The organism is Sulfitobacter sp. AS92, from assembly GCF_038900015.1.
In the GTDB taxonomy this organism is placed as follows: domain Bacteria; phylum Pseudomonadota; class Alphaproteobacteria; order Rhodobacterales; family Rhodobacteraceae; genus Sulfitobacter.
Map to the genome: position 1 here is coordinate 57,896 of NZ_JBBMQL010000009.1, position 22,342 is coordinate 80,237.

The 22,342-nt window shown below is 58.5% G+C and carries 17 protein-coding genes; 11 read left to right on the plus strand and 6 right to left on the minus strand.

What is annotated here, in order from left to right:
• Positions 1-3: 3 nt before the first annotated feature.
• The 3 genes from WNY61_RS15130 to WNY61_RS15140 all read left to right on the plus strand — a co-directional run bounded on the left by WNY61_RS15130 (position 4) and on the right by WNY61_RS15140 (position 4,176).
• Complete coding sequence (locus tag WNY61_RS15130) at positions 4-1,074, plus strand: branched-chain amino acid ABC transporter permease (RefSeq protein WP_342852261.1); 1,071 nt, start codon at positions 4-6, stop codon at positions 1,072-1,074.
• Positions 1,074-1,934, plus strand: coding sequence for an alpha/beta hydrolase (locus WNY61_RS15135; protein WP_342852262.1), 861 nt, complete (start codon positions 1,074-1,076; stop codon positions 1,932-1,934). The genes WNY61_RS15130 and WNY61_RS15135 overlap by 1 nt, the downstream gene beginning before the upstream one ends.
• A 166-nt stretch (positions 1,935-2,100) precedes the next feature.
• The gene (locus tag WNY61_RS15140) at positions 2,101-4,176 is read left to right on the plus strand and encodes an ATP-binding protein (protein WP_342852263.1); all 2,076 of its coding nucleotides are present in this window, start codon (positions 2,101-2,103) and stop codon (positions 4,174-4,176) included.
• 5 nt (positions 4,177-4,181) lie between these two features.
• Here WNY61_RS15140 and WNY61_RS15145 read toward each other — a convergent pair whose 3' ends face one another.
• Positions 4,182-5,036: a fumarylacetoacetate hydrolase family protein gene (locus tag WNY61_RS15145; RefSeq protein WP_342852265.1), complete on the minus strand. Its 855-nt coding sequence runs from the start codon at positions 5,034-5,036 to the stop codon at positions 4,182-4,184.
• Positions 5,037-5,195: 159 nt separating this feature from the next.
• Here WNY61_RS15145 and WNY61_RS15150 point away from each other — a divergent pair, with 159 nt between their 5' ends.
• From WNY61_RS15150 to WNY61_RS15170, 5 genes are all read left to right on the plus strand, one after another.
• A complete protein-coding gene (locus tag WNY61_RS15150; protein ID WP_342852267.1) occupies positions 5,196-7,463 on the plus strand; it encodes an acyl-CoA dehydrogenase in 2,268 nt (755 codons plus the stop codon).
• Positions 7,460-8,758 carry an acetyl-CoA C-acetyltransferase gene (locus tag WNY61_RS15155; protein WP_342852269.1) on the plus strand — a complete coding sequence of 433 codons (1,299 nt, stop codon included), beginning with the start codon at positions 7,460-7,462 and terminating at the stop codon, positions 8,756-8,758. The genes WNY61_RS15150 and WNY61_RS15155 overlap by 4 nt, the downstream gene beginning before the upstream one ends.
• On the plus strand, positions 8,755-10,827 hold the full coding sequence (locus tag WNY61_RS15160; protein WP_342852271.1) for a 3-hydroxyacyl-CoA dehydrogenase NAD-binding domain-containing protein: 2,073 nt from the start codon (positions 8,755-8,757) through the stop codon (positions 10,825-10,827). Before WNY61_RS15155 ends, WNY61_RS15160 begins: the two co-directional genes overlap by 4 nt.
• An 88-nt stretch (positions 10,828-10,915) precedes the next feature.
• The gene (locus tag WNY61_RS15165) at positions 10,916-11,980 is read left to right on the plus strand and encodes a dipeptidase (protein WP_342852273.1); all 1,065 of its coding nucleotides are present in this window, start codon (positions 10,916-10,918) and stop codon (positions 11,978-11,980) included.
• Between the two features lie 164 nt (positions 11,981-12,144).
• A complete protein-coding gene (locus WNY61_RS15170) occupies positions 12,145-13,734 on the plus strand; it encodes an ATP-binding protein (protein ID WP_342852275.1) in 1,590 nt (529 codons plus the stop codon).
• Positions 13,735-13,759: 25 nt separating this feature from the next.
• Here WNY61_RS15170 and WNY61_RS15175 read toward each other — a convergent pair whose 3' ends face one another.
• The 3 genes from WNY61_RS15175 to WNY61_RS15185 form a co-directional block, all read right to left on the minus strand.
• A complete protein-coding gene (locus WNY61_RS15175; protein ID WP_342852277.1) occupies positions 13,760-14,899 on the minus strand; it encodes an aminotransferase class V-fold PLP-dependent enzyme in 1,140 nt (379 codons plus the stop codon).
• A 72-nt stretch (positions 14,900-14,971) separates the two neighbouring features.
• Positions 14,972-15,643: an amino acid ABC transporter permease gene (locus tag WNY61_RS15180; RefSeq protein WP_007118898.1), complete on the minus strand. Its 672-nt coding sequence runs from the start codon at positions 15,641-15,643 to the stop codon at positions 14,972-14,974.
• Between the two features lie 81 nt (positions 15,644-15,724).
• Positions 15,725-16,534, minus strand: a complete 810-nt coding sequence (locus WNY61_RS15185) for an ABC transporter substrate-binding protein (RefSeq protein ID WP_342852280.1) — start codon at positions 16,532-16,534, stop codon at positions 15,725-15,727.
• Positions 16,535-16,706: 172 nt separating this feature from the next.
• Here WNY61_RS15185 and WNY61_RS15190 point away from each other — a divergent pair, with 172 nt between their 5' ends.
• The 3 genes from WNY61_RS15190 (at position 16,707) to htpX (ending at position 18,826) form a co-directional block, all read left to right on the plus strand.
• Positions 16,707-17,363 carry a GntR family transcriptional regulator gene (locus WNY61_RS15190; RefSeq protein WP_342852282.1) on the plus strand — a complete coding sequence of 219 codons (657 nt, stop codon included), beginning with the start codon at positions 16,707-16,709 and terminating at the stop codon, positions 17,361-17,363.
• A 218-nt stretch (positions 17,364-17,581) separates the two neighbouring features.
• Positions 17,582-17,821 (plus strand): hypothetical protein, encoded by a 240-nt coding sequence (locus tag WNY61_RS15195; protein WP_342852284.1) that lies wholly within the window; start codon positions 17,582-17,584, stop codon positions 17,819-17,821.
• 81 nt (positions 17,822-17,902) lie between these two features.
• Complete coding sequence (gene htpX / locus WNY61_RS15200; RefSeq protein ID WP_342852286.1) at positions 17,903-18,826, plus strand: zinc metalloprotease HtpX; 924 nt, start codon at positions 17,903-17,905, stop codon at positions 18,824-18,826.
• Between the two features lie 253 nt (positions 18,827-19,079).
• Here the strand turns inward: htpX and WNY61_RS15205 are convergent, their stop codons facing one another.
• Positions 19,080-21,677: an ATP-binding protein gene (locus WNY61_RS15205; RefSeq protein WP_342852288.1), complete on the minus strand. Its 2,598-nt coding sequence runs from the start codon at positions 21,675-21,677 to the stop codon at positions 19,080-19,082.
• Between the two features lie 24 nt (positions 21,678-21,701).
• Complete coding sequence (locus WNY61_RS15210; RefSeq protein ID WP_342852290.1) at positions 21,702-22,184, minus strand: molybdopterin-dependent oxidoreductase; 483 nt, start codon at positions 22,182-22,184, stop codon at positions 21,702-21,704.
• Between the last annotated feature and the right edge of the window lie 158 nt (positions 22,185-22,342).

Here is a 22,342-nt window from a genome sequence, read left to right on the forward strand (position 1 = left end):
ACCATGCAGACCAAATCCACCTATGGCACCATCGCCGTGAAAACCGCCGTGTTGCTAATCGCCGCCCTGCTGCTTTTCGCGCCTTTCCTGTTTCAAGACGTCCGCGCGCTGGAGGTGGCAGCCCGCATCTGTATCTTCATCGTGTTGGTGGCAAGCTATGACCTTTTGATCGGGTACACTGGCATCGTCAGTTTTGCCCACACGATGTTCTTCGGCTTTGGTGCCTACGGTGCCGCCATTTCTTTGCGTGAAATGGGACCGGGCTGGGATGCCGTGGCCTTGGGCGCTGTCGCCGGGGTGTTGGTCTCGCTTGTCGTGGCGACGGCGGTCGGTCTTCTGAGCCTGCGGGTCAAGGCGATCTTCTTTGCGATGATTACGCTGGCCACGGCCTCTGTCGCGCTGGTGCTGGCCTCGCAACTGTCGCAGTTCACCGGAGGCGAAGACGGTATCACCTACCGCGCGCCGGACCTGTTCAAACCCGCCACGAAACTGATGGTGGACAGCGAAGGGAAAGTGGCCCGGCTCTTTGGCGTAAGACTGAACGGCAAGCTCGCGGCCTATTACTTTGTTTTCTTTTCATCGCTCGCGCTGTTCTTGTTAATGCTACGGGTCGTCGCCGCGCCTTTGGGGTCCGTCCTCAAGGCCATCCGCGAAAACGAAGCCCGCGCCGAAGCCATCGGCTACCGTGTCGTTGCCTACCGCACGTTCGTCTTCTGCCTGTCGGCTGCTGTCGCGTCATTGGCGGGAACGATCTATGCTGTCTGGCTTAAATACACCGGGCCGGACACCACGCTTAGTTTTGCAATTATGATCGACATTCTGTTGATGGTGGTGATCGGCGGCATGGGCACGATGTGGGGCGCGGTTGTTGGCGCGGTGCTGATGGTCATGGCGCAATACTACCTGCGCGACCTTATGGGGGCGGCTGCCGAGGCAACCGCAAGCCTTCCCCTCCTGCCCGAGCTGCTTGACCCTGATCGCTGGCTCTTTTGGCTTGGCATCATCTTTATCCTGCTGGTCTATTTCTTCCCTCGGGGGATCACTGGCACCATCATGCAAAAGGGTGCGCGCTGATGACCTCCCCCCGTTTTCGCTTTGTCCCTGTGATGGACCACGAGATTCACGTTACCGAATGGGGCGACCCGACCAAGCCCGCACTGATGATGTTGCACGGCCTAGCCCGTACGGGCCGCGATTTTGATGAGGTTGCAGCCGCGCTATCGGACAATTTCCATGTGCTTTGCCCCGATATGATTGGACGCGGCTTGTCGAGCTGGTCGCGCAACCCAGAGGCCGAATACTCGGTCGAATACTACGCCGGCATCGCGACAGATGTGATGGACCACTACCAAATCGACTGCGCGACATGGTTTGGCACGTCGCTGGGCGGTATGATCGGGATGCACATCGCCTCGGGCCATGACGCAGACCGGATCAGCGCGTTGGTGGTGAACGACATCAGCCCCGAATTGCCCAGCGAGGCCGTCGACCGGATTTTGTCCTATGTCGGCAGCCTGCCGGATTTCATTACCTTCACCGAAGGCGAGGCGTGGCTGCGCGACACCTACGCCCCCTTTGGCCCGGCATCCGACGTTTTCTGGCAGCGCATGGCGCGAACATCTTTGCGCCGCCGTGGTGATGGGAACCTTACCCTGCATTATGACCCTCGCATAACCGTGCAATTCACGGCTTCGGCGCATGAACTTTCGACGTGGGACCGCTGGGGCCGGATCACCACGCCCACGCATCTTCTGCGCGGTGCCAAATCGGACCTGCTGCTGCCCGAGGCCGCCAAGCGCATGACACAAAGCGGCCCGCGCCCCGGCCTTACCATTTTCCCCGATTGCGGCCATGCGCCAAACATGTCCAACCCCACGGACATCGCACAGCTTCGCCGGATTTTGCGAGAGATGTTGGGCAAAACCACAACATAGAGAACAGCCACATTTGCAAATTTGACGCTGTTGCCCGGTGATTTGCCTGCCAGTGGGTATTTACCTTGCCTCAACAAAGAACTCTGCGGTCTAATGACTTAGGGGCGTACTAGGCACTTAGAAGGCCATGGCGCAAAGGGCAGAGACCGACTTGGGCAAAACCGGCATGAAAAATATTAGAAATGCGCTATCCCGGCGTGCGACACAGATTTTCATTCTGGTTGCATTGGGAGGTGTAGTCCTTGGCTTTGGTCAAAGGATCGAGACACTTTCCTACCAGACCTACATGCAGGATCTGGAGCTTGATACCACATTGGAATTGATCGAAGTGCGTGAGCGGATCCGCGCAGACATTTTCGATCAAATCCTCAAACTGCGCGAATTGGCCACGGTCGTTAGCGAGAACCCCACGATCAGCCAAGCCGAGTTCAGCGCCCGCGCGACAGAGTTCATGGCCGACAATCAGGACGTTATAAACATCGCCGTCGCCCCTGACCTGGTTGTTACGATCATTCACCCCCTTGAGGCCAACCGAAGCGTACTGGGGTTGGATTACCGTCAAAACGAAGCGCAGCTGCCCAAGGTCCAACAGGCCATGCAGACTGGCGAGGGGCTCGTCACCGGGCCGGTTGATCTGGTCCAAGGCGGTCGCGGATTGATCTTGCGGCACCCGGTTTTCTATTCAACCGGCGGCCCAGATACCGAAGCAAACCGGCCTTGGGGCATTTTGTCCATGGTTCTTGATTATGACGCCTTCGTCGCACGGCTGCAAATTCCCGAACTGGCCGAGAAATACGATCTGGCCATACGCGAGCTGAGCCCGGCAGGCGAGATTGAGCAGACGATCATCGGCGATCCGAACATAAATTTGGTCAATCCGATCGAGCTTGATTTCAACTTTGCCTTTGGGGTTTGGCAATTGGCCGCCACCGTCAAAAACGGCTGGCCCGAGCACCGCCCCGATTTCTGGCTGCACTGGCTCCTGCGCTTGCAAGGTGCTGCCGGGGTCACGATTTTTGCTTGGTATATCATGCGCTTGGCCGAGAATCGCAAACTTGCCGAAGAACGCCTGCGGATGGGCATTGAAGCGCTCGATCATGGGTTTGTCATGTATAATGCCAAGGGAACCTTGGTGCTGTGCAATGAAAAATACCGTGAAATTCACGATTATAGCGAGGTGGTAAAGCCCGGATCCTCCTATGAGAAAATCGTCCGTGACAGCATCCGCCGTGGCATTGTGCCCGATGCTGTCGGCAAAGAAGAGGAATGGATCCGCGTCTGGCTGGAAAAGCGCGAAAACGGTGCATTTGAAACCGAGCAGCGGATGCCCGATGGCCGTATCATCCGCACCTCAGACCGGCGCATGGAGGACGGCAGTGTTGTTGGCCTACGGATTGATGTGACTGATCTGAAAAAGGCGCTGCTGACAGCTGAGGATGCGAACAAGGCCAAAACCGACTTTATGGGTGTCCTCAGCCACGAACTGCGTACACCGCTGACCGTCATTCTGGGCCACGTGCGGCTTGCGCGGCATTTCGACCGGACCCCAGCGGCGCGCGACCTCAGCACTGCTATCGACGCCGATCCGCAAACACGTGAAACACTCGCCCCGAAACTTGCGACCACGCTTAGCAAACTGGGCGACATCATGCAGACGGTTGAGCGTTCTGGCAATCATCTGCTGACTTTGATCAACGAAGTGCTCGACTTTGCCAAGATCGACGCAGGCAGTCTGTCGATCACGATGGAGCCCGTCCAAATCGACGACATCGTCGCCCCCGCCGTCGATCAGTTGCGCCCGATGATCGAAGACAAAGGGCTAGAGTTAAAGGTAAAATCGGCCACTGGCGTGATGTTGGCCGATGGCAAGCGCATTCAGCAGATTTTGATTAACCTGCTGAGCAACGCGACGAAATTCTCTGACCAAGGCACCATCTCACTGACCTGCCGGATCAGGGGGGAAGTGGTTGAATTTCGCGTCACGGATACCGGCATCGGCATCCCCGAAAACGAGCTGGAGCGCGTTTTTGAGCCTTTCCATCAGGTCGATTCCACCGCCACGCGTCGTTTTGGCGGCACTGGGCTGGGGCTTGCCATCTCGCGCGATATTGCCACGGCCCACGGCGGCAGCCTTGTCGCGACAAGCATAATCGGCAAAGGCAGCAGTTTCCTGCTGACCCTGCCCCTGCGCCCCGCAATTGCCGTGGCCGCCGCCGAAGCACGAGAGGCCGAGGTGGCGTAACTTCCTCAGCTTTCGGGCAGGCGTTCTACCACCTGCTCTTGCTCACCCAGGCCTTCGACACCCAGACGCACCCGGTCGCCCGGATTGAGGTAGCGTGGCGGTTTGAGCCCCATGCCCACGCCGGGCGGCGTGCCCGTGCAGACCAGATCGCCCGGCTCTAGCTGAATGAATTCAGACATGTAGGAGATGATCGTCGCCACATCAAAGACCATCTTTTCGGTCGTGCCGTCCTGTAGCCGTTCGTCATTGATATCCGTCCAAAGGGACAGCTTGCCCGCATCACCCAACTCATCGCCCGTTACCAAAACCGGCCCGGTGGGGCAAAAGTTGGGAAAACTTTTGCCTTTGACCCATTGACCGCCCCGCTCGGCCTGCCAAGCGCGCTCTGACACGTCGTTTACAACGCAATAGCCCAGCACATAATCCAGTGCTTCGTCGCGGCTGACGTTCAGCGCCGTGCGTCCGATAACCACACCCAACTCGACCTCCCAATCAAGCTTGGTCATCCCCTTGGTGTAAAATAGCGGATCATTTGGCCCACAATAGCTGCGGCTGGCCTTGTTAAAAAGGATCGGCTCAGTTGGCACTTCCATCCCGGATTCCGCCGCGTGGTCGGAATAATTCAGCCCAATCCCCCAGATGTTGCGCGGCTGGCTTACGGGTGCTGCGATGCGCTGCCCCTGAGGCTCAAACAGCGGCAGCGCCTCTAGATCGACGCCGTCTAGCGTTTGGCGCAATGCCTCGATCGTTTCGGGTGTGAAATCTGCCACAAGGCTTGAGACATCCCGTGCCTGTCCTGCCGCATCCAGCACCACTGGCGTTTTCGCCCCGTCGCGCGCCCCGTATCGCATCAATCGCATGGTCTGGTTCTCCCTTTCTTAACCATCATTGGGGGCACCATAGCCAAAGACGCGGCGCTGACCACACCTTTGCCAAGGGGCATTTGAGGCCACCTGACGTTGCGATCCATTAGGAACCGATAAGATGTGAAGGGCGTTGGCTTGATGAAGGGGGTTCCCATGAAAAACCTGCGCACCGACCTGCTCACCAAACCAATTTACCGTTGGGCCAAGAAAGCCCTGCCCGCGTTGTCCCAGACCGAAAGCGAAGCGCTTACCGCCGGCGAAGTCTGGTGGGAGGCGGAGCTTTTCTCCGGTAATCCTGATTGGTCCAAGTTGCAGGCGGTCAAGGCGCCCCGCCTTAGCGCAGAGGAACAAGCTTTCTTTGACGGTCCGGTGCAAGAGTTCTGCGCCATGATCGACGATTGGAAAATAAACCACGAGGCCGCGGATCTGCCCCCGGAGGCGTGGGCCTTCTTACGCGACAAGAAATTCTTCGGCATGATCATCCCTAAATCCCATGGTGGTTTGGAGTTTTCAGCCTTCGCCCACTCCGAGGTGGTACGCTTTATCTCGTCGCGCTCTGTTGCTGCGGCGGTCACCGTGATGGTGCCCAATTCTCTCGGCCCCGGTGAGCTGCTGCATCAATTCGGCACGGAGGCGCAGAAGGATCACTGGCTTCCACGGCTTGCGGATGGGCGCGAGCTGCCTGCCTTTGGCCTCACCAGCACCGAGGCAGGCTCGGACGCGTCGGCCATGGTGGATGAGGGCGTGATTGAAAAAGGCATGTGGCAAGGCGAAGAAGTGCTGGGCATACGTCTCAATTGGGCAAAACGCTACATTACCCTCGCTCCGGTTTGCACGGTTCTTGGCCTTGCGTTTCAACTGCGCGACCCCGACGGCTTGTTGGGGGATACGCCTGACATCGGCATTACCTGCGCGCTTGTTCCGACGGATCTGGCTGGCGTGGAAACGGGCCGGCGGCACCTGCCATCCTCTACCATGTTCATGAACGGGCCGACGACCGGTAAGGACGTGTTCATCCCGCTCGACCACATTATTGGTGGGGCAGACTACGCGGGAAAGGGCTGGATGATGCTGATGTCGGCCCTGGCTGCTGGCAGGGGTATCTCTTTGCCGTCAATGGGTTGCGCCGCCATCGCTTTCTCCGCACATACCACAGGCGCCTATGCCCGCATTCGCCAACAGTTCAACCTGCCAATTGGTAAATTCGGCGGGGTGCAAGCGCGGATGGGGCGGCTTGCGGCGGACGCCTATGCGATGGACGCCACCCGCCATTTAACCTGCGCTGGCTTGGATGAAGGCCGTGCACTTTCCGTCATTTCAGCCATTATGAAAGCCCATGCGACCTTTAAAATGCGCGAGGCGCTGAATGACGCGATGGATGTGCATTCCGGCAAAGCTGTGATTGACGGGCCGCTCAACTACCTGCTGCCGCTCTACCGCGCGGTACCAATTGGCATCACGGTGGAGGGCGCGAATATTGTCACCCGCAGCCTGATCATTTTCGGCCAAGGGTCTATCCGTGCGCATCCTCATATGCTCGACAATATGCTGGCATTGCAGATGGAGGATGAAGCCAAGTCTCTTGAGGCTTTCGATAAGTCTCTTTGGGCGCATGTGGGGCATACCACCAAAACGCTGTTCCGCGCTTGGGGCCGTGCACTGACGGGCGGACATTTTGCCCCTGCCCCTGATGCAGGTGCTGCGACACCGATTTACCGCGAGCTTGCGCGCTGGTCGGCGGCCTATGCGCTAACGGCGGATTTCCTTTTCCTCACTCTTGGCGGCGCGCTAAAGCGAGAAGAGATGATCTCAGGCCGAATGGGCGATATCCTATCTGAGATGTATATCCTTTCGGCCGCGCTTAAGCGGTGGGAAGACGAAGGCCGTCAACAAGCCGATCTGCCGCTGCTGCAATTTGCTGCCGCCGACGGCTTTTCACGCATACAAACAGCGCTTGATGGGGTGATCGCCAACCTGCCAGCCCGCTGGGCCGCGTGGGTGTTGCGCGCTCTTACCCTACCGGGCATGGGCCGCCGCGGGCCGGACGACACGCTTACCGAAGAATGCAGTGCGTTAATCTATGCCCCCTCAGCCACCCGTGACCGCGTCATTGGGCGGCTCTTTCAGGGGAGCAAAGGTGACGGAATTGATCTGCTTAACCGCTGTTATGTCAAAGTGGTCGAGATGGAGCCGGTGATGAAACGCCTGCGTGACGCTAAAAAGACACCGTCGGAAGCACGGCAAGCGGGGCTCATCAGCGACGCTGACATGACCGAGCTTGCTGCCATGAACGACCTCGTGAAAAAAGTGGTCGCCGTGGATGACTATACGCCCGAAGCGCTGGCTTATTACTTCCCCGACCTAGATGCGCCGCGAGATGATCCTAACGAAAACGCCAACCCGAGAGAGGCCGCCGAATGACCCATCCCAAAGCGCAGCGCGTCTTTCTGGTCGATGGCGCCCGGACCCCATTTATAAAGGCACGCCAAGGCCCCGGCCCCTTTACGCCGGTTGATCTGGCCGTGCAGGCCGGGCGCCCCCTACTGGCCCGACAAGATTTTGACCGCGCAGCATTCGATTTAGTCATTCTCGGCTGCGTCAATGTGATTGCGGATGAAATGAACCCTGCCCGTGTCGCCGCACTGCGGATGGGATTGGGTGAGCAAACAGTCGCCTTTACCGTGCAAATCAACTGCGGCTCCGGCATGCAGAGCATCGACACCGCATACCGCTACATTCGCGACGGCAGCCATCAGATGATCCTTGCGGGCGGAGCAGAGGCCTTAAGCCACGCACCCTTGGTGCTGCGTCAGTCTGCGGTGGAATGGTTCGGTCGGATGAATGCCGCCAAGGGACCGATGGATATGGCCCGCGCCATGACCGGCCTACGACCGGAGTTTTTCAAACCCGTTATTGGGCTGGAGCGCGGCCTGACCGACCCGATCACGGAACTTAACATGGGCCAAACGGCCGAGGTGCTGGCGCATCGGTTCGGGATCGACCGTGCGATGGCAGATACCTATGCAATGGAAAGCCACCACCGCCTCGCCGCAGCGCAGAAAGACGGGCGGCTTTCTGATGAAGTCATGCCTGCCTTTGACCGCGATGGCACCGTTTATGACCACGACGACGGCGTGCGCCCCGACAGTGATATGGAGAGCCTTTCCAAACTGAACCCGGTTTTCGAAAAGCCCCATGGCAAGGTAACTGCGGGGAATTCCAGCCAGATTACCGACGGTGCAAGCTGGGTCATTGTCGCCTCTGAACGCGCGGTAGAGGCGCATGGGCTGACGCCCCTGGCCGAGATCACCGACAGCGAATGGGCGGCACTTGACCCGTCGATCATGGGGCTGGGCCCCGTACTGTCCGCTACCCCCATCGCGCAACGGCATGGACTGGAGTTGAGCGACATCGACCTATGGGAATTGAACGAGGCCTTTGCCGCACAGGTGCTTTCTTGCATCGCCGCATGGAACGACGAAGACTTCTGCCGCAACGTGCTGGGCTATGACGCGGCCTTTGGCCGGATCGACCGCGATAGGCTGAATGTCGATGGAGGGGCAATCTCACTTGGTCATCCAGTCGGCACCAGCGGCAACCGGATCGTGTTGCATCTGGCCAATGCCATGAAAACGCGCGGTGCCAAACGGGGCATCGCCACGGAATGTATCGGCGGCGGGCTTGGCGGCGCAATGATGCTGGAGGCAGTGACATGACTGGGCATGTGTTAAAGCATTTGGGCGAAAGCAAACTTGAACTCGGTGCGGCAGAGGAGCGTAAGGGGAACTGGCGCATGGGCCGCGACCCAGAGGGCATTCTGTGGCTCGCGCTTGATAAAGCGGACAGCAGCACCAACACGATTTCGGGTGATGTGCTGCGTGAACTGGAGCGCCATGTCTCTGCCGCTGAAGAGGACCCGCCTCATGCCGTGGTAGTTCGTTCGGCCAAGCCGGGTGGCTTTGCTGCCGGGGCGGATATCACCGGTTTTGCCAAAATGAGCGATGAGGGCGCGGCGGAATTACTGACCCAAGGCCATGCAGTTTTGGACCGGCTTGAAAAACTCTCTTGCCCAACAATTTGTGTGGTCCACGGCGCAGCACTTGGTGCGGGCTTTGAATTGGCTCTCGCCTGCGACATTCGCATCGCGGTGCCGGGCGCATCGTTCGCCTTTCCTGAGGTGCAGCTTGGTCTTCACCCCGGCCTTGGCGGCACGTTCCGCCTGCCCGCACTGATCGACTCGACCGAAGCGATGACGATGATGCTGAGCGGGAAAACCGCCCACACCAAACGCGCCAAGACGCTGGGGATCGTTGATGAAATCGTCGAAGAACGCCACGTCGCCGCCGCTGTTCGCGCGTTTGCCAAGACTGGGATAGAACGGGCGGAACCGGGGCTGAAAACCCGTGCGCTCGGGCTGGAACAAGCGCGCACTTTGCTTGCACGGCAAATGCGCAACCGCACCGAAGAACGCGCCCCCGCAGACCACTACCCCGCGCCGCATGCGCTGATCGAACTTTGGGAAGAGCACGGTACCGACCGCAGGACCATACAGCGCGGAGAGATCCGGTCTTTCGCTAACCTTCTAAAAACGCCCAGTTCCAAGAACCTCCGCCGTGTCTTTTTCTTACGGCAAAAGCTGAAAGGCACGGCACGCGGTGACGATGATATAGCCCATGTGCATATGATCGGCGCTGGCACCATGGGAGCTGAGATTGCCGCCATGGCCGCGATCCGTGGCAAGCGCGTCAGTCTGAGCGATCTAGATACCACCGCCCTTGGTCGCGCCATTAAGCAGGCGGCCAAGCTCTGCGAAGACAAACACCTAACCAATGCAGAAACGCGCGATGCCCTTGACCGATTGATGCCAGACCCCAATGGCTATGGCATTTCCCGTGCTGATCTGGTGATTGAGGCGGCCCCAGAACGCATGGAGGTCAAAGAGAAAATCTACACCGAATTGAAGGCGCAGATGAAAGAAGGCGCGATCCTTGCATCCAATACTTCCAGCCTTTCTATCGATGATCTCAGCGCCCACGCCCCTGATAAAACCCGGTTTGCGGCGCTGCATTTCTTTAATCCCGTCGCAAAAATCCCACTTGTCGAAGTGGTGGTCGGAAGTGACACAGATACGCAAACCGCCGCTCGTTTGGCGGCCTTTTGCGGCGCCATTGGCAAGCTGCCGGCACAGGTTGGCGATTATCCCGGATTCGTGGTGAACCGCATCCTGACCCCCTATCTTATGGAAGCGATGGTACTGATGGATGAAGGTGTGCCAAAAGACGTAATCGACAGCGCCGCTGTGCGGTTTGGCATGCCTATGGGGCCAGTAACACTGGCCGATCAGATGGGGCTCGACGTCGGGTTGCATGTGGCCGAAAGCCTGCGCGATCGGCTTGATAAATCGATGGCTGAGATCACCGATATGCTGCAGGCGCGCGTCGAACAGGGTGATCTGGGCCGCAAGACGGGGCGTGGATTTTATGATTGGTCCGACGGCACGCCACATCCCGATAGCGAAGAGGATGGCCCCGCGGACCTGACCGACCGGCTGATCTTGCCAATGCTGAACGCCGCTGTCGAAGTGCTGGGCCAAGGTGTCGCCAAAGACGCAGATCAAATCGATGCCGCGATGATCTTCGCCACGGGCTGGGCTCCCTTTCGTGGCGGCCCGCTGCAGTACGCCCGCACCCGCGGCACACGCGACGTGAGCGACCGACTGCGCGCTCTCGCCAAGGCGCACGGCCCGCGGTTTGAGCCCGATGAGGGTTGGCAAGGGTTCAACTGACCCACGGGCGGGGCTGCGCTTGCTACTGGCCAGACCCGCCTTTGCCATGATAGCTCCTTTCGCATAAGCAGCGAACGGAAGCCCCCCGATGACCACCGTAAAAGTTTTCGACGGCCACAACGATTTCCTGCTGCGTCTGCTGCGGGATCCTGCCAATCGCGAAACCACTTTTCTGACCGATACCGGCCAAGGGCACCTTGACCTCCCCCGTATGCGGCAGGGTGGTTTTGCCGGGGGGTTTTTCGCCATCTATATCTCATCGCCCGCTCCCGCGCCCGAGACCGATCTGATGGCGCAGATGAACAACCCGCCCTATGCGCTGCCCTTGCCCGAAGAGGTGCCATTGTCCGAGGCACAGCCGGTAGCGCTGGCCATGGCTGGGCACTTGAAATGGATGGAACGCGCGTCGGATGGACAGTTTAAGATTTGCCGCACATCGGCAGAGCTTCGTCATTGCCTTGATCACGATATCATCGCCGCCATCATGCATATTGAGGGGGCCGAGGCGATTGGCCCGGACCTTGATGCGCTCTATCTATTCCATGATATGGGTCTGCGCTCTCTTGGCCCCGTCTGGAGCCGCCCGACGGCCTTTGGGCATGGCGTGCCCTTTGCGTTTCCCGCCTCTCCCGATAGCGGGCCCGGCCTGACAGCTGCGGGTAAAGACCTGCTGCGCCTGTGCAACCGGATGGGCATTCTCTTTGATTTGTCTCACCTAAACGAGGCTGGCTTTAATGATGTTGCGGCCCTCTCAGATGCGCCGCTGGTGGCAACCCATTCCAACGCCCACGCCATTGCGCCCTCGTCGCGCAATCTGACTGACCGGCAACTTGGCATGATCCGTGACAGCGACGGGATGGTTGGGGTAAATTTCGCCACCGGCTTCCTGAACGCCGATGGGCGTAAGACAAGCGATCAGGGGTTTGACGCCGTGCTGCGGCATCTCGATCACCTCATCACTCAGCTGGGCGAAGACCGTGTCGGGTTTGGCTCAGATTTCGATGGGGCCGAGGTGCCTGCGAAACTAAAAGATGCAGCCCGTTTACCCGCCCTTTGCGATGCGCTGCGTGCGCATGGCTATGACGAAACCTTGCTGGCAAAAATCTGCCATGAAAATTGGCTTGCCGTGCTTGAACGGACTTGGCGGAATTAACAATCGCAGCTCTTCGGCATGTTCGGGAGGATGAAATGCCTGCCTTTCGCCCTAGCTTTTCTGCTGCGCCATTGGCAGCCGGGCTTGAGGGCGATACCTTAAGAAGAAAAGCCGCCTTCTAAACAGGCCTAGTCAAGAAAAACGCGAGCAGAGCAGAGGCCTAGATGAACGATTTTTACGACGCGATGGCGGATTTCGATGATCCGCTTCGGCAACTCTATATGCTTGCTGTCGAACCAGACCTTTCAGTCGAAGATAAGATTGCCAAACTCCTTCAACTGGGCACCGAGGCGCTTGGTCTCGAACTGGGCATCGTCAGTCGCATCGAGCATCCTGTCTACGAATGCCTTTTTGTCCACGGCCCCGACTGGGCGCCTGCGCCCGGCACCACCTTTGATATCAATGGCACCTATTGTCTGCACACGCTTAACAACGCTGATGTGACCTATTTCCACCACGCCGGACAGCAAGAGATCGCAACCCACCCGTGCTATCTAAATTTCGGTCTGGAAAGCTATATCGGGGCGCCGCTGAAATGTGGCGGTAAGTTGTTTGGCACAATCAACTTTTCGGGCAGTGCCCCCCGTTCGGCGCAGTTCAGTAAAGCACAGATACAGTTTGTTCAGTTCCTCGCTCGTTGGCTGGGCAGTGAACTGACCTTGCAATCCGAGCGTCGCGAGCTGCGCGAGCAGCGCGGCCTGCTTAAGGCCATGGTAGATGCCGTGCCCGAAGCGATTATCATGGCCGATCCCAACCGCCGCGTGGCGCTTGTAAACCCTGCCGTCGAAACGCTGTTCGGCTATGAGCCAGATCAGCTTCTGGGGCGGCAAACGGCAGTCCTATACGAGACCTTGGGTAGCTACGAACGCGCAGGCGAGGAGCGTTTTAACGCGAAGGCACCCAATGCACCGGGTGAATTTTCGATCGCGTGCCGCCGCGCCGATGGATCGACCTTTGAAGGCCAAGTTTCAACTGCCAAGGTTGAAACCGATCTCGGTGAGCATCTGGGCTTTCTCGGCGTCGTGCGAGACGTGAGCGAACAGCGCGAGTTTGAGCGCGCCAAAGACCAGCTTATCGCCACGGTTAGCCACGAAATGAAAACCCCCCTCACCTCGCTGACCGGCGCACTGCGCCTGCTTGAGGCCACGCAAGACGACCTGCCGCCGCAAAAGCAAAAGCTGCTGCGGCTGGCACTGCGCAACGCGCGAGCGATTGACCAGATGGTGGCGGATATTCTTGATGTGGAAACCCTGCGCAGACCGGATCAATCAGGGTTCACCGAACGTCCTTTGGCGCCTCTGTTGGCGCAGGCCGCTGAGGCCTTAGTTTCTTACGCTAAGGACCGCGATGTCCATCTAGAAATGGCACCCGGTGACGCGCCCGCCCCCCTGTTGCAGCTTCATGAAGGGCGGCTGATGCGCCTGCTGTCGAACCTGTTGTCCAACGCGATCAAAGCCTCTGACAAAGGGGGGAAGGTTAAGCTGGGCATCTCAGAAAACGGTGCTGGTTTCTGGGTGCAGGACCAAGGCGGCGGCCTGCCGCTGGACCTGCAACCGGTCCTATTTGAGCGTTTCTCACGCGGGTCCAGCTACCGGGTCGAAGAGGGGCACGGGCTGGGCATGAGCATCGTCAAAGCCATCGTTGACCAACACCTCGGCAACATCAGGTTTGAAACAGCCGAAGGCGAAGGCACCACCTTTTTCGTGGATTTTCCTACGCCTAAAGCGAATTCAGATGCGATGGCCCCCTCCTGACGGCCACCACGGGCATCCCTAAGCATTAGGCCAAGAACGCCCGCAGGGCTTGCAGGGTCCGCTCGATCCCTGCAGCGGTTGTCAGCACCCCAGGCGACATGCGCAGAATTTGACTGCGGTTGTCGACGTAAATCTCCAAGGCCGCCAGATGCGCCACCACGTCGGCAGCGTCGATGTGATCCGGCAAGATAACCATCAAGCTACCACCCCGCTGGTCTGGGTCAGCGGGGCTTGCAAGGTTTAGCCCCATCTCATCCAGACCCGCCTGTAACTGGCCGGTCAGCTTGCGGTTATGCGCGGCCAACGCGTCCGTATTTTGCCCCATGCGCCATTTCATCGCCGGAAGGCTCGCCACCGCCGGCACCGTCGAAGGCGTGCCACTGTCGAGCCGCCGGATATCGGGCGCAAACTCAAAAGCGTCCAAATCCCATGAGAACGGATTGCCCTGCGAGAACCAGCCGCGCATTTCAGGGTCGCATTGTGGGATCAGATCAGCGTCCATGTAGACCACCCCGGCCCCTGGCGTGCCGCACATCCATTTGAGGCTCGTCGACAGCGCGAAATCCACGCGCGGTTCGGTCACGTCATAGGGCAGCAATCCCACCGCCTGCGTCATATCAACCCCGATGAGTGACCCCATATTCCGGCCATGTTTCACCAACGTCGGGATATCCAGGCGGTGCGAGGTGGTCGAGCTGACCCATGTCAGCAGCGCCAACGCCACGTCTTCGTCCCAATGCGCGATGATATCTTCGGCCTCGACCCAATGCCCGCCTTGCCGGATTGGCACAGTGTTCAACGTGAAACCAAAACGTACCGACAGGCCGGTGAGCAGGAAGTGCAGCGAGGGGAAGCCGTCTTCGGCCACCAGCACCTTCTTGCCACGGAGGGTTCCTTCGGGCAGCGCACCGATGACGGCCATCAAACCGGTAGTGACACTCTCAGTCGTGGTAACGGTCCCCTGTGGCGCGCCGATAAGCTTGGCCCAGAGGTCGATGAACTGCTGCCGCTTGGGCAGCACCTCCGCCCATTGATCACCGTTCGGCGCGGCCCAAGCATCGGTAAAATCGGTGAGCCCCGCCAACATATCGGCATGTTTGCCGGGGTATTGGCCGATGGAATGATAAAGGAGATAGGCGTCGCCCGTTCCTGTTTTTGTGGACATTGTTATCTCCGTAGGGTGTTGGCCGCGCGGGGCGCGAGACGATAGGATTGATGTGAATTTTTGCTGAAAGGGTCAGCGATAACCGCGTTTGTAATGCTGCTCGAGCCAGCCGGTAAATCGCACCATGGGCCAAAGGATTGCGATATAGAGCAGCGCGGCCAGCAGCAGTGGTGTGGGGTTCGCAAAAAGCGCCTGCGCGTCGGTGGCCTGTTTCAACAGATCATCCATCGCCACGACCGAAGCCAGCGATGTGTCTTTCATGATCGCCACGGCATAGGATGCCAGCGGCGGGATCATCATGCGAAATGCCTGCGGCAGGATCACCTTGCGCATGGTGGTGGCGAAAGACAGGCCAAGCGCATCGCAAGCCTCAAACTGGCCACGCGGCACGGCTTCGATCCCGGCGCGCACGACCTCTGCCGTATAGGCCGCCAGTACCAGTGCCAGCGCAATGGTCGCCGCCACGAACGACGAGAAGACAATGCCAGCGAAAGGCAGCGCATAGTAAACGAGGATCAGAACCACAAGAACCGGAATGGCGCGGAAGATATCCGTATACAGAACCGCGAGCAGCCGGAACGGTTTCGCCGCATAGAGCCGCACCAGACAGACCAAAACACCCAGAATTCCGCCAAAGAAGATGGCCGAAAAGCCGAGCAGGATCGTGTTGACCAGCCCACGCATCAGGATGGGGAAAGCGCGGCGCATCACGTCGAGATTGAAAAAGATGTCGAAGATTTCCATAGCGCATTCCGTAAGTTAGATCGAAGGAAGCCAGCCTTAAGGCCGCAAGCGGAGAGCGCCCCGCCTGCGGCCTCAACTTTGTCAGTCAGCGGAAGTTGGTACGGGCAGTGGAGTGACCGCAAGGCTGCCTTCCGCAGGTGCTACGCCAAGCCATTTTTCATACAGCGTCGCCATGGTGCCATCCTCTTTCATAGAAGAGATCGCGTCGTTGACCGCTTCCAGATGCTCAGACCCTTTCGGCATCATGATCGCGAATTTGTCGCCTGTGGGGATTTCGACCGAGACCTGAAGCCCCTGCATTGTCGGCTGCGCGAATGCATAACGCAGACTAACGATATCGTTCACGGCGGCATCAATCCGGCCACTGCGCAGGTCGGTCAGCATATTCGCCGTCGTGTCATAACTGGAATAGGATGCATACCCAAGCTCGGCCTCGCGCTCCTTCAACCAATTCTCTGGGAACGAGGTCGCGATGGAGCCGATGCGCTTGCCTTCCAGCCCGTCCAGATCTGCGATCCCGGCATCGGTTTTGGTCCCCACGCCAAGCGCGCCCGAGAAATAAGGCTGCGTGAAGGACTGCGCCTCAAGCCGCTCATTGGTGATGGTCAATGACGAGATCACCGCGTCCACCCGGCCCGAGGCTGTCGCGACGAAAAGCGCGCGGAAGTCGTAGCCGCTGATCTCGGTCGTCTTGCCAAGGCGCGCGGCAACTTCGTTGATGATGTCGACTTCAAAGCCTTCAAACTCTCCGGCTTCGTTCTTGAACTCCCACGGCGGGTTCGCCGGATAGGAGCCGATTTTCAGCACATCCTGCGCCATGGCAGAGACGCCAGACAGTGCCGTAAAGGCCGCGACGGTGAGGCCAACGATCAGATTTTTATTCAGATTCATGTTTTTCTCCCTGTGAACATGCCCGCGCAATGCGGCTAGTTTCACATCATGGCTGCCAGCTTTCGTATACGAATACAAATGAATTTTGATGGACAGAGTGATTAAACCTAGCCATACGCGCAGTTTTTGCGCATGATTGCAGGACAATTGAATACTTTTCTACGAGGTGAAAATGCCCCGCACAGCCAAGCGCCATATGAAAGATCAGATCTACGACATCTTCCTTGGGCGCATTCAGCGCGGTGAGATCAGCCACGGCGAACGCTTTGTCGACACTGCCGTCGCTGAGGAGTTCAATGTCTCGCGGATGCCCGTGCGCGACGCGCTGATGCGCCTGTCACACGAAGGCTACCTCGACAGCACCACGCGGGGCTTCACCCTGCCCAGCCTCTCGATGCGTCAGATTTGCGAGATTTTCGAGCTGCGCCGCCTGCTAGAGCCACGCGCCGCCGCGCTGGCGACCAATCAGCTGACCGACGGCGATATCGCGACCCTGACGCGCGCAGTGCAACAGGCCGAACAAACGTTGGAGACTGGCGAAATTGAGAGCCTCTTTGCCGCGTCCGAAGACATCCGCCGCACATGGATTATGGCCGTGCCCAACATTGAACTGCGCGACACGATCCTGCGTTACATGGCGCAAATTCAGGCCGTTCGTATGGCCACTCTGCGCGATGCTACCGCCCATGAAACGCTTATTGATCTGCAACGCGACATGCTGCGTGCCTTTGTTGAACGCGACGCTGCCAAGGTCGAACTCCTTCTGCTGCGCTATGTTCTCGCCGGGGAAGACAGCTTCTTGCGCCTCAAAGCCAGCGAATGCGGTTAATCCGCTCCGCGTTTGGATAAGGCTCAGTTCATTCGCAGCGGCCCATTCGCAGCGGCGCGGGCGTACATTCTGGCTTGCCTACTCGTGCCATCAAACTGGATGCCGAGCGGGTTATTCTTGCAACCTATAGGTTCCAGTACGGGGCACTTGCGGATCGGCCTTGCAGTTCATCCAGCCCCTCGGAATAGTGTACGAAAGCGGTACAGCCGGAGGCGCCGATGACCAACACACCAAACCACCCCCTGCGCCGCATTCTACTCAGCCTTGCGATTTGGTTTTTCGTGGTGACCGTCGTGGTCCTGATCTACGCCAAAGGGGACGATCCGATGCCGCTGAGTTTTCTCAGCCGGCTAGGCATCGCCGCGGGCATCGTTGCCTTTATGAACATCCCGCTGATACGCAAGATTGGGCATATCTATCTGCATACAACGCCGGACGACGGCGATCTTGACGACTAGAGCGCTCTGCCGCCGGGCGGCTTGCACGTCGCAGGAAACACCCCATATTTCCCTCATAGTGTACAACCGCGAGAAACCAAGATGGGCTATGTAAAGACAGCAATGCTGATGGCGGCGATGACCGCGCTTTTCATGGGCGTTGGCTATCTGATCGGCGGATCGGGCGGTGCGCTGATCGCATTGGTCGTGGCAGCAGGGATGAACGCCTTCACCTGGTGGAACTCCGACCGCATGGTGTTGAAGATGCACAAGGCGCAGCCGGTCTCTCCCGGGGATCGCAACGGGCTTTATGCTATGACGGCCGAGCTTGCCCGCAACGCCGGGCTGCCTGAACCCAAGGTATATTTGATCGACACGCCGCAGCCCAATGCCTTTGCCACCGGGCGCAATCCGGCCAATGCTGCCGTGGCGGTGACGGCGGGCCTGATGCAAAGCCTAAGCCGCGAGGAACTGGCCGGGGTGATCGCCCATGAACTGGCCCACATTCGCAACCACGACACGGCGATCATGACCGTGACAGCCACCTTTGCCGGTGCGATTTCCATGCTCGCGAACTTCGCGCTGTTCTTTGGCGGCGCGCGGGAACGGATGGGGATGATTGGCACGCTGATGATGATGTTCCTTGCGCCCATGGCCGCGGCCTTGGTGCAGATGGCAATCAGCCGGACCCGCGAATACGCCGCCGACAAGGCCGGGGCTGAGATTTGTGGCAATCCGCTGTGGCTGGCCTCCGCCCTTGAGAAGATCGCCATGGGCGCCGCGCGGATCGACAATCATGCTGCCGAGCGCAACCCGGCCACGGCACATATGTTCATCATCAACCCACTGCACGCCCATAAGCACGATCGCCTTTTCGCCACACACCCCGCGACCGAGAACCGGATCGCAGCCCTGCGGGCGATGACCCCCAATGCAGTCCCGGTGCGGGCGCAAAGCTCCCGCCCTACCAGCAGCAGCCGCATTCCCAAGACCGGCAGACGCGGGGACGCAGGACCATGGAGCTGAGCCGCGCTCAGTCCCGCCGCCAGTAGGCCGTGCAAATCTGGCGTGTCTTATCCGTGCCAGGCGCAGATTTGAAATGCCCGTGCAAAACATCCGCCATGCGGATCGTCACTGACTAAGAAATTTGCGGAAGCTTAGCCGGTCCGTAACATATACCGATGAGGCAAGTTAAAGCTCTGGACACCGCAGCTGTCCGCACAGAGAGAAGCGCCGTCACGTAACAATGGGGGATGCCAAGGGCGGCCGCGCCCGGCAGTCAAAGGCCTACCTGAGCTTTCATCGCCGCCTGTGTGGCGCACCATGTGCCCGGCAAAGCTTCGCATAGGCCCCGCGCCCCTTCGTGTTTGTCGGTCTTACACGCGGTCTCGATCTCTTTGAGCAATCCATGCAGACGGTCCGCCCCAAGCATGCCACACATCCCGGCCATGCCGTGGGCCCGCGCTTGCAAATCGGGTAAACTGGCAGCGGCCATCAGATTGGGCAGGTCATCCGCCACTTGATCGATAAGCTTTTGAACACGCTCTCGCAGTTTCTCATCTCCCAGAAGATCGAACAAATCTGCCATCTGTCTTTCGTCCAACAGCGGCCGTTTCGCAAATTTCCCTTGCACCAGTGTCTGCGCATTGGTGAGGCGCACTGGCAGCGGTTGATCTGGCATGACCTCGCGCACCGCGATCTCCTGCAAGCGTGCGCGGAGCACTTTCATATCTAATGGTTTTTGCAAGAACCCCGACATGCCCACTGTCGCAAACTCCGCGCGCTCTTTGGGCAAGGCATGGGCCGTTACGGCAATTATCGGCGTCGTCTGGTTGGGGCCATCGCCAGACAGGATCGCCTTGGTTGCCTGAACGCCATTCACGTCTGGCATCGAGATATCCATCAAAATCGTATCGAAGGCCGCGCTTTCCGCAAGCGCAATCGCCTCGCGCCCTCCGCTTGCAAGGGTGACCTCATGGCCGATCCTTTCAAGCATCGCTTTGATGAGATCGCGGTTAATCTCATTATCATCGACCAAGAGCAGATTGAGCCGCACTGCCGGGGCCTGTTCTATGCGTTTTTCGTGCAAGTCCGATATGTTATCCGACGGATCAGCCTGCACGGCATCCACGACCTCAACCGGCAGGCGGATTGTGAAACACGCTCCCTTCCCGAGAATTGACTCGCATTTGATTTCCCCGCCCAAGCGCTTGACCAAACGGCGCACGATCCCAAGCCCCAGACCAGTGCCCCCGGTTCGACGCTCATAGCGACTATCGAGTGAGACGAAATCTTCGAAAATGCGGTCTATATCTTCTGCTGGGATGCCAGAGCCGTCATCTTCGACTTGAAGGTGAAACTCCTCGCCCGCCTTTGTTGACGTTTCTGCAAACCACCCCCTGAGGGTCACATCACCTCCCGGATTGAACTTGATCGCGTTGCTTAGAAGGTTGACCAGTATCTGCTGAATCGCCCGTGGGTCGGTTACGATGGGTTTGTCTTCCAGCCGCGTCAGATCAAGATGCAGCCGGGTGCCACCCGCCTCGGCCAAGGGTTCCATCGTGTTGATGATACCCGCCATCAACACGGTCATGCCGCAGGTCTGCTGAACCTGCTCATAGGTGCCCGCTTCGCTGCGCTCAATCGCAAGTACATCGTTGATGTGGCTCAGAAGAATTTCCCCCGAAGTCATTGCTGCATCAACATAGCGCTTTTGTTCGTTGTCGAGCCGATCGTCCTGAAGCAATTGCAATGCAGAGATCACGCCGTTGAGCGGCGTGCGCATCTCATGGCTCATCATGGCAAAGAAACGCGACTTTTCTTGATAAGCATCCAAAGCTTCATCACGCGCGGTGATGATCTCGGCTTCACGCTGACGCTTTTCGGTGATGTCACGAATGTAGGCGATGAAAAGCGACCCTTCCGCCGAAGGTGATTGCGACACCGACATTTCTACGGGGAAAATACGGCCATTCTGGTCGATCATCTCAAATTCGCGGCGGCCTTTGTCAGCGACTTCAGTTTCACCCGTCTCGCGAAATTTCATCAGCCGTTTGTGGTGGGCTGTGCGGTCAGCTGGCGGAATCAACAGGCTCACATAGTTTCTGCCTTTCGCCGCTTCATGGGTAATTCCGAATATCTCCTCAGCTGAGCCGTTGAAATCTTCGATCTCACCCCGCTCATTGATAACCACGATAGCGTCAAGCGATGCTTGGAGCGTCTTGGCGAGGCGCAGGTGGTTTTCTTCGACCATTTGCGAGGTGCGGTTTAATCGGCTGGCCTGGCGCGACAGGCGATAGACGGCGCCGACCAAAGCGAGTGTGACGATCAACACAATCGCTGCCATCACTTCGATCAGTCGCACAATCTCATGGCGTTCGTTCTGAGACATTTCGTTGGCGATCGCGATCGACGCCAACGCGATCTCGCGGGGTAGATCTTCTACGGTACGCAGCATCGTATCAATATCGTCGAGGGCGGCGGCCAATTGGGCATCCGTGCCATCAATCACCGGCAGGAAACTGTCGAGCAAAACACGCAATTCGCGGATCTGTGGCTTTGCCTCAGCATTGTTGCGCACCCGCTCTGCTAGCAGGACGCGGCTGTAGAAGATGTCGAACCGTTTGCGAAACTCAACCAAAGCTTCAGGTGTAGCGGATTGCGCTTGTGTCAAAGCGCGGTCGGTCTTGAGGAACTCAATCTCAATCTGGGTAAAGACCCATTCGGCGTGGTCCTGCTGCGCACTGTCAAGCGCGCGGATCCTGTCCCAAACGTTATAGGCCAGATAGGCTGCGATGCTCATCCCCACGACAAGGGCGAGCATCAGCACCTGTCGGCTTCTGGCGCGCGCGGGCCCAAATTGTGCTGCGTCCTTCATCTGAGCCCTTCGCGCCATGTTCAGTTACTCGACACTAATTCGGTCAAGCTGCCAGATCGACCGGCTGTAGACCAGTTCAGTCTGGTAAGCGATGTCGCTGTCATACGGATAGACAACCCAAAGCGGCCCCTTATCGCGGCGTGACATCTCTTCCCCATTGGTGTGGTAGGCGATGATTGGGCCATCCTCGACTGCATCCGTCATCGGGATTTCCACGGCGTAGTCATTGATTGCCGTTGCCGTGATCGTACCTTCGTCGATGCTCAAGGTTTCGAACAATTGCTCTAAGGAGACACCTTCAAATTCCTGCGTACCATCGGTCCAGATGGTCGTGGTTTCAAAGCGCGACACCGGCATCGACTTAAGATCCGATAGGGTGAAGCTGTGGGTTTCCTCGGCCAGTGTCACTTGGAGCACAACCTCTTCGTTTTGGGCGGCTACCGCCGATGCAAGGCCAACGGTAAGTGCGGCGACGGTGGTGATTCTGCTGAGGCTTTGAAAGATCATGTCTGGTTCCCTTATTTAGCGGTATGACCTGACCATACCCCGCACCTGTGAGCGAGGCGAAGGTGCAGAAGCGCATCCTTCTATACCAAAGGATAGGAACGCCCGCCTTGGCCTGCTCCTACTGCCCATACCAAAGAATAGCGGCGCATGCCTTTGCC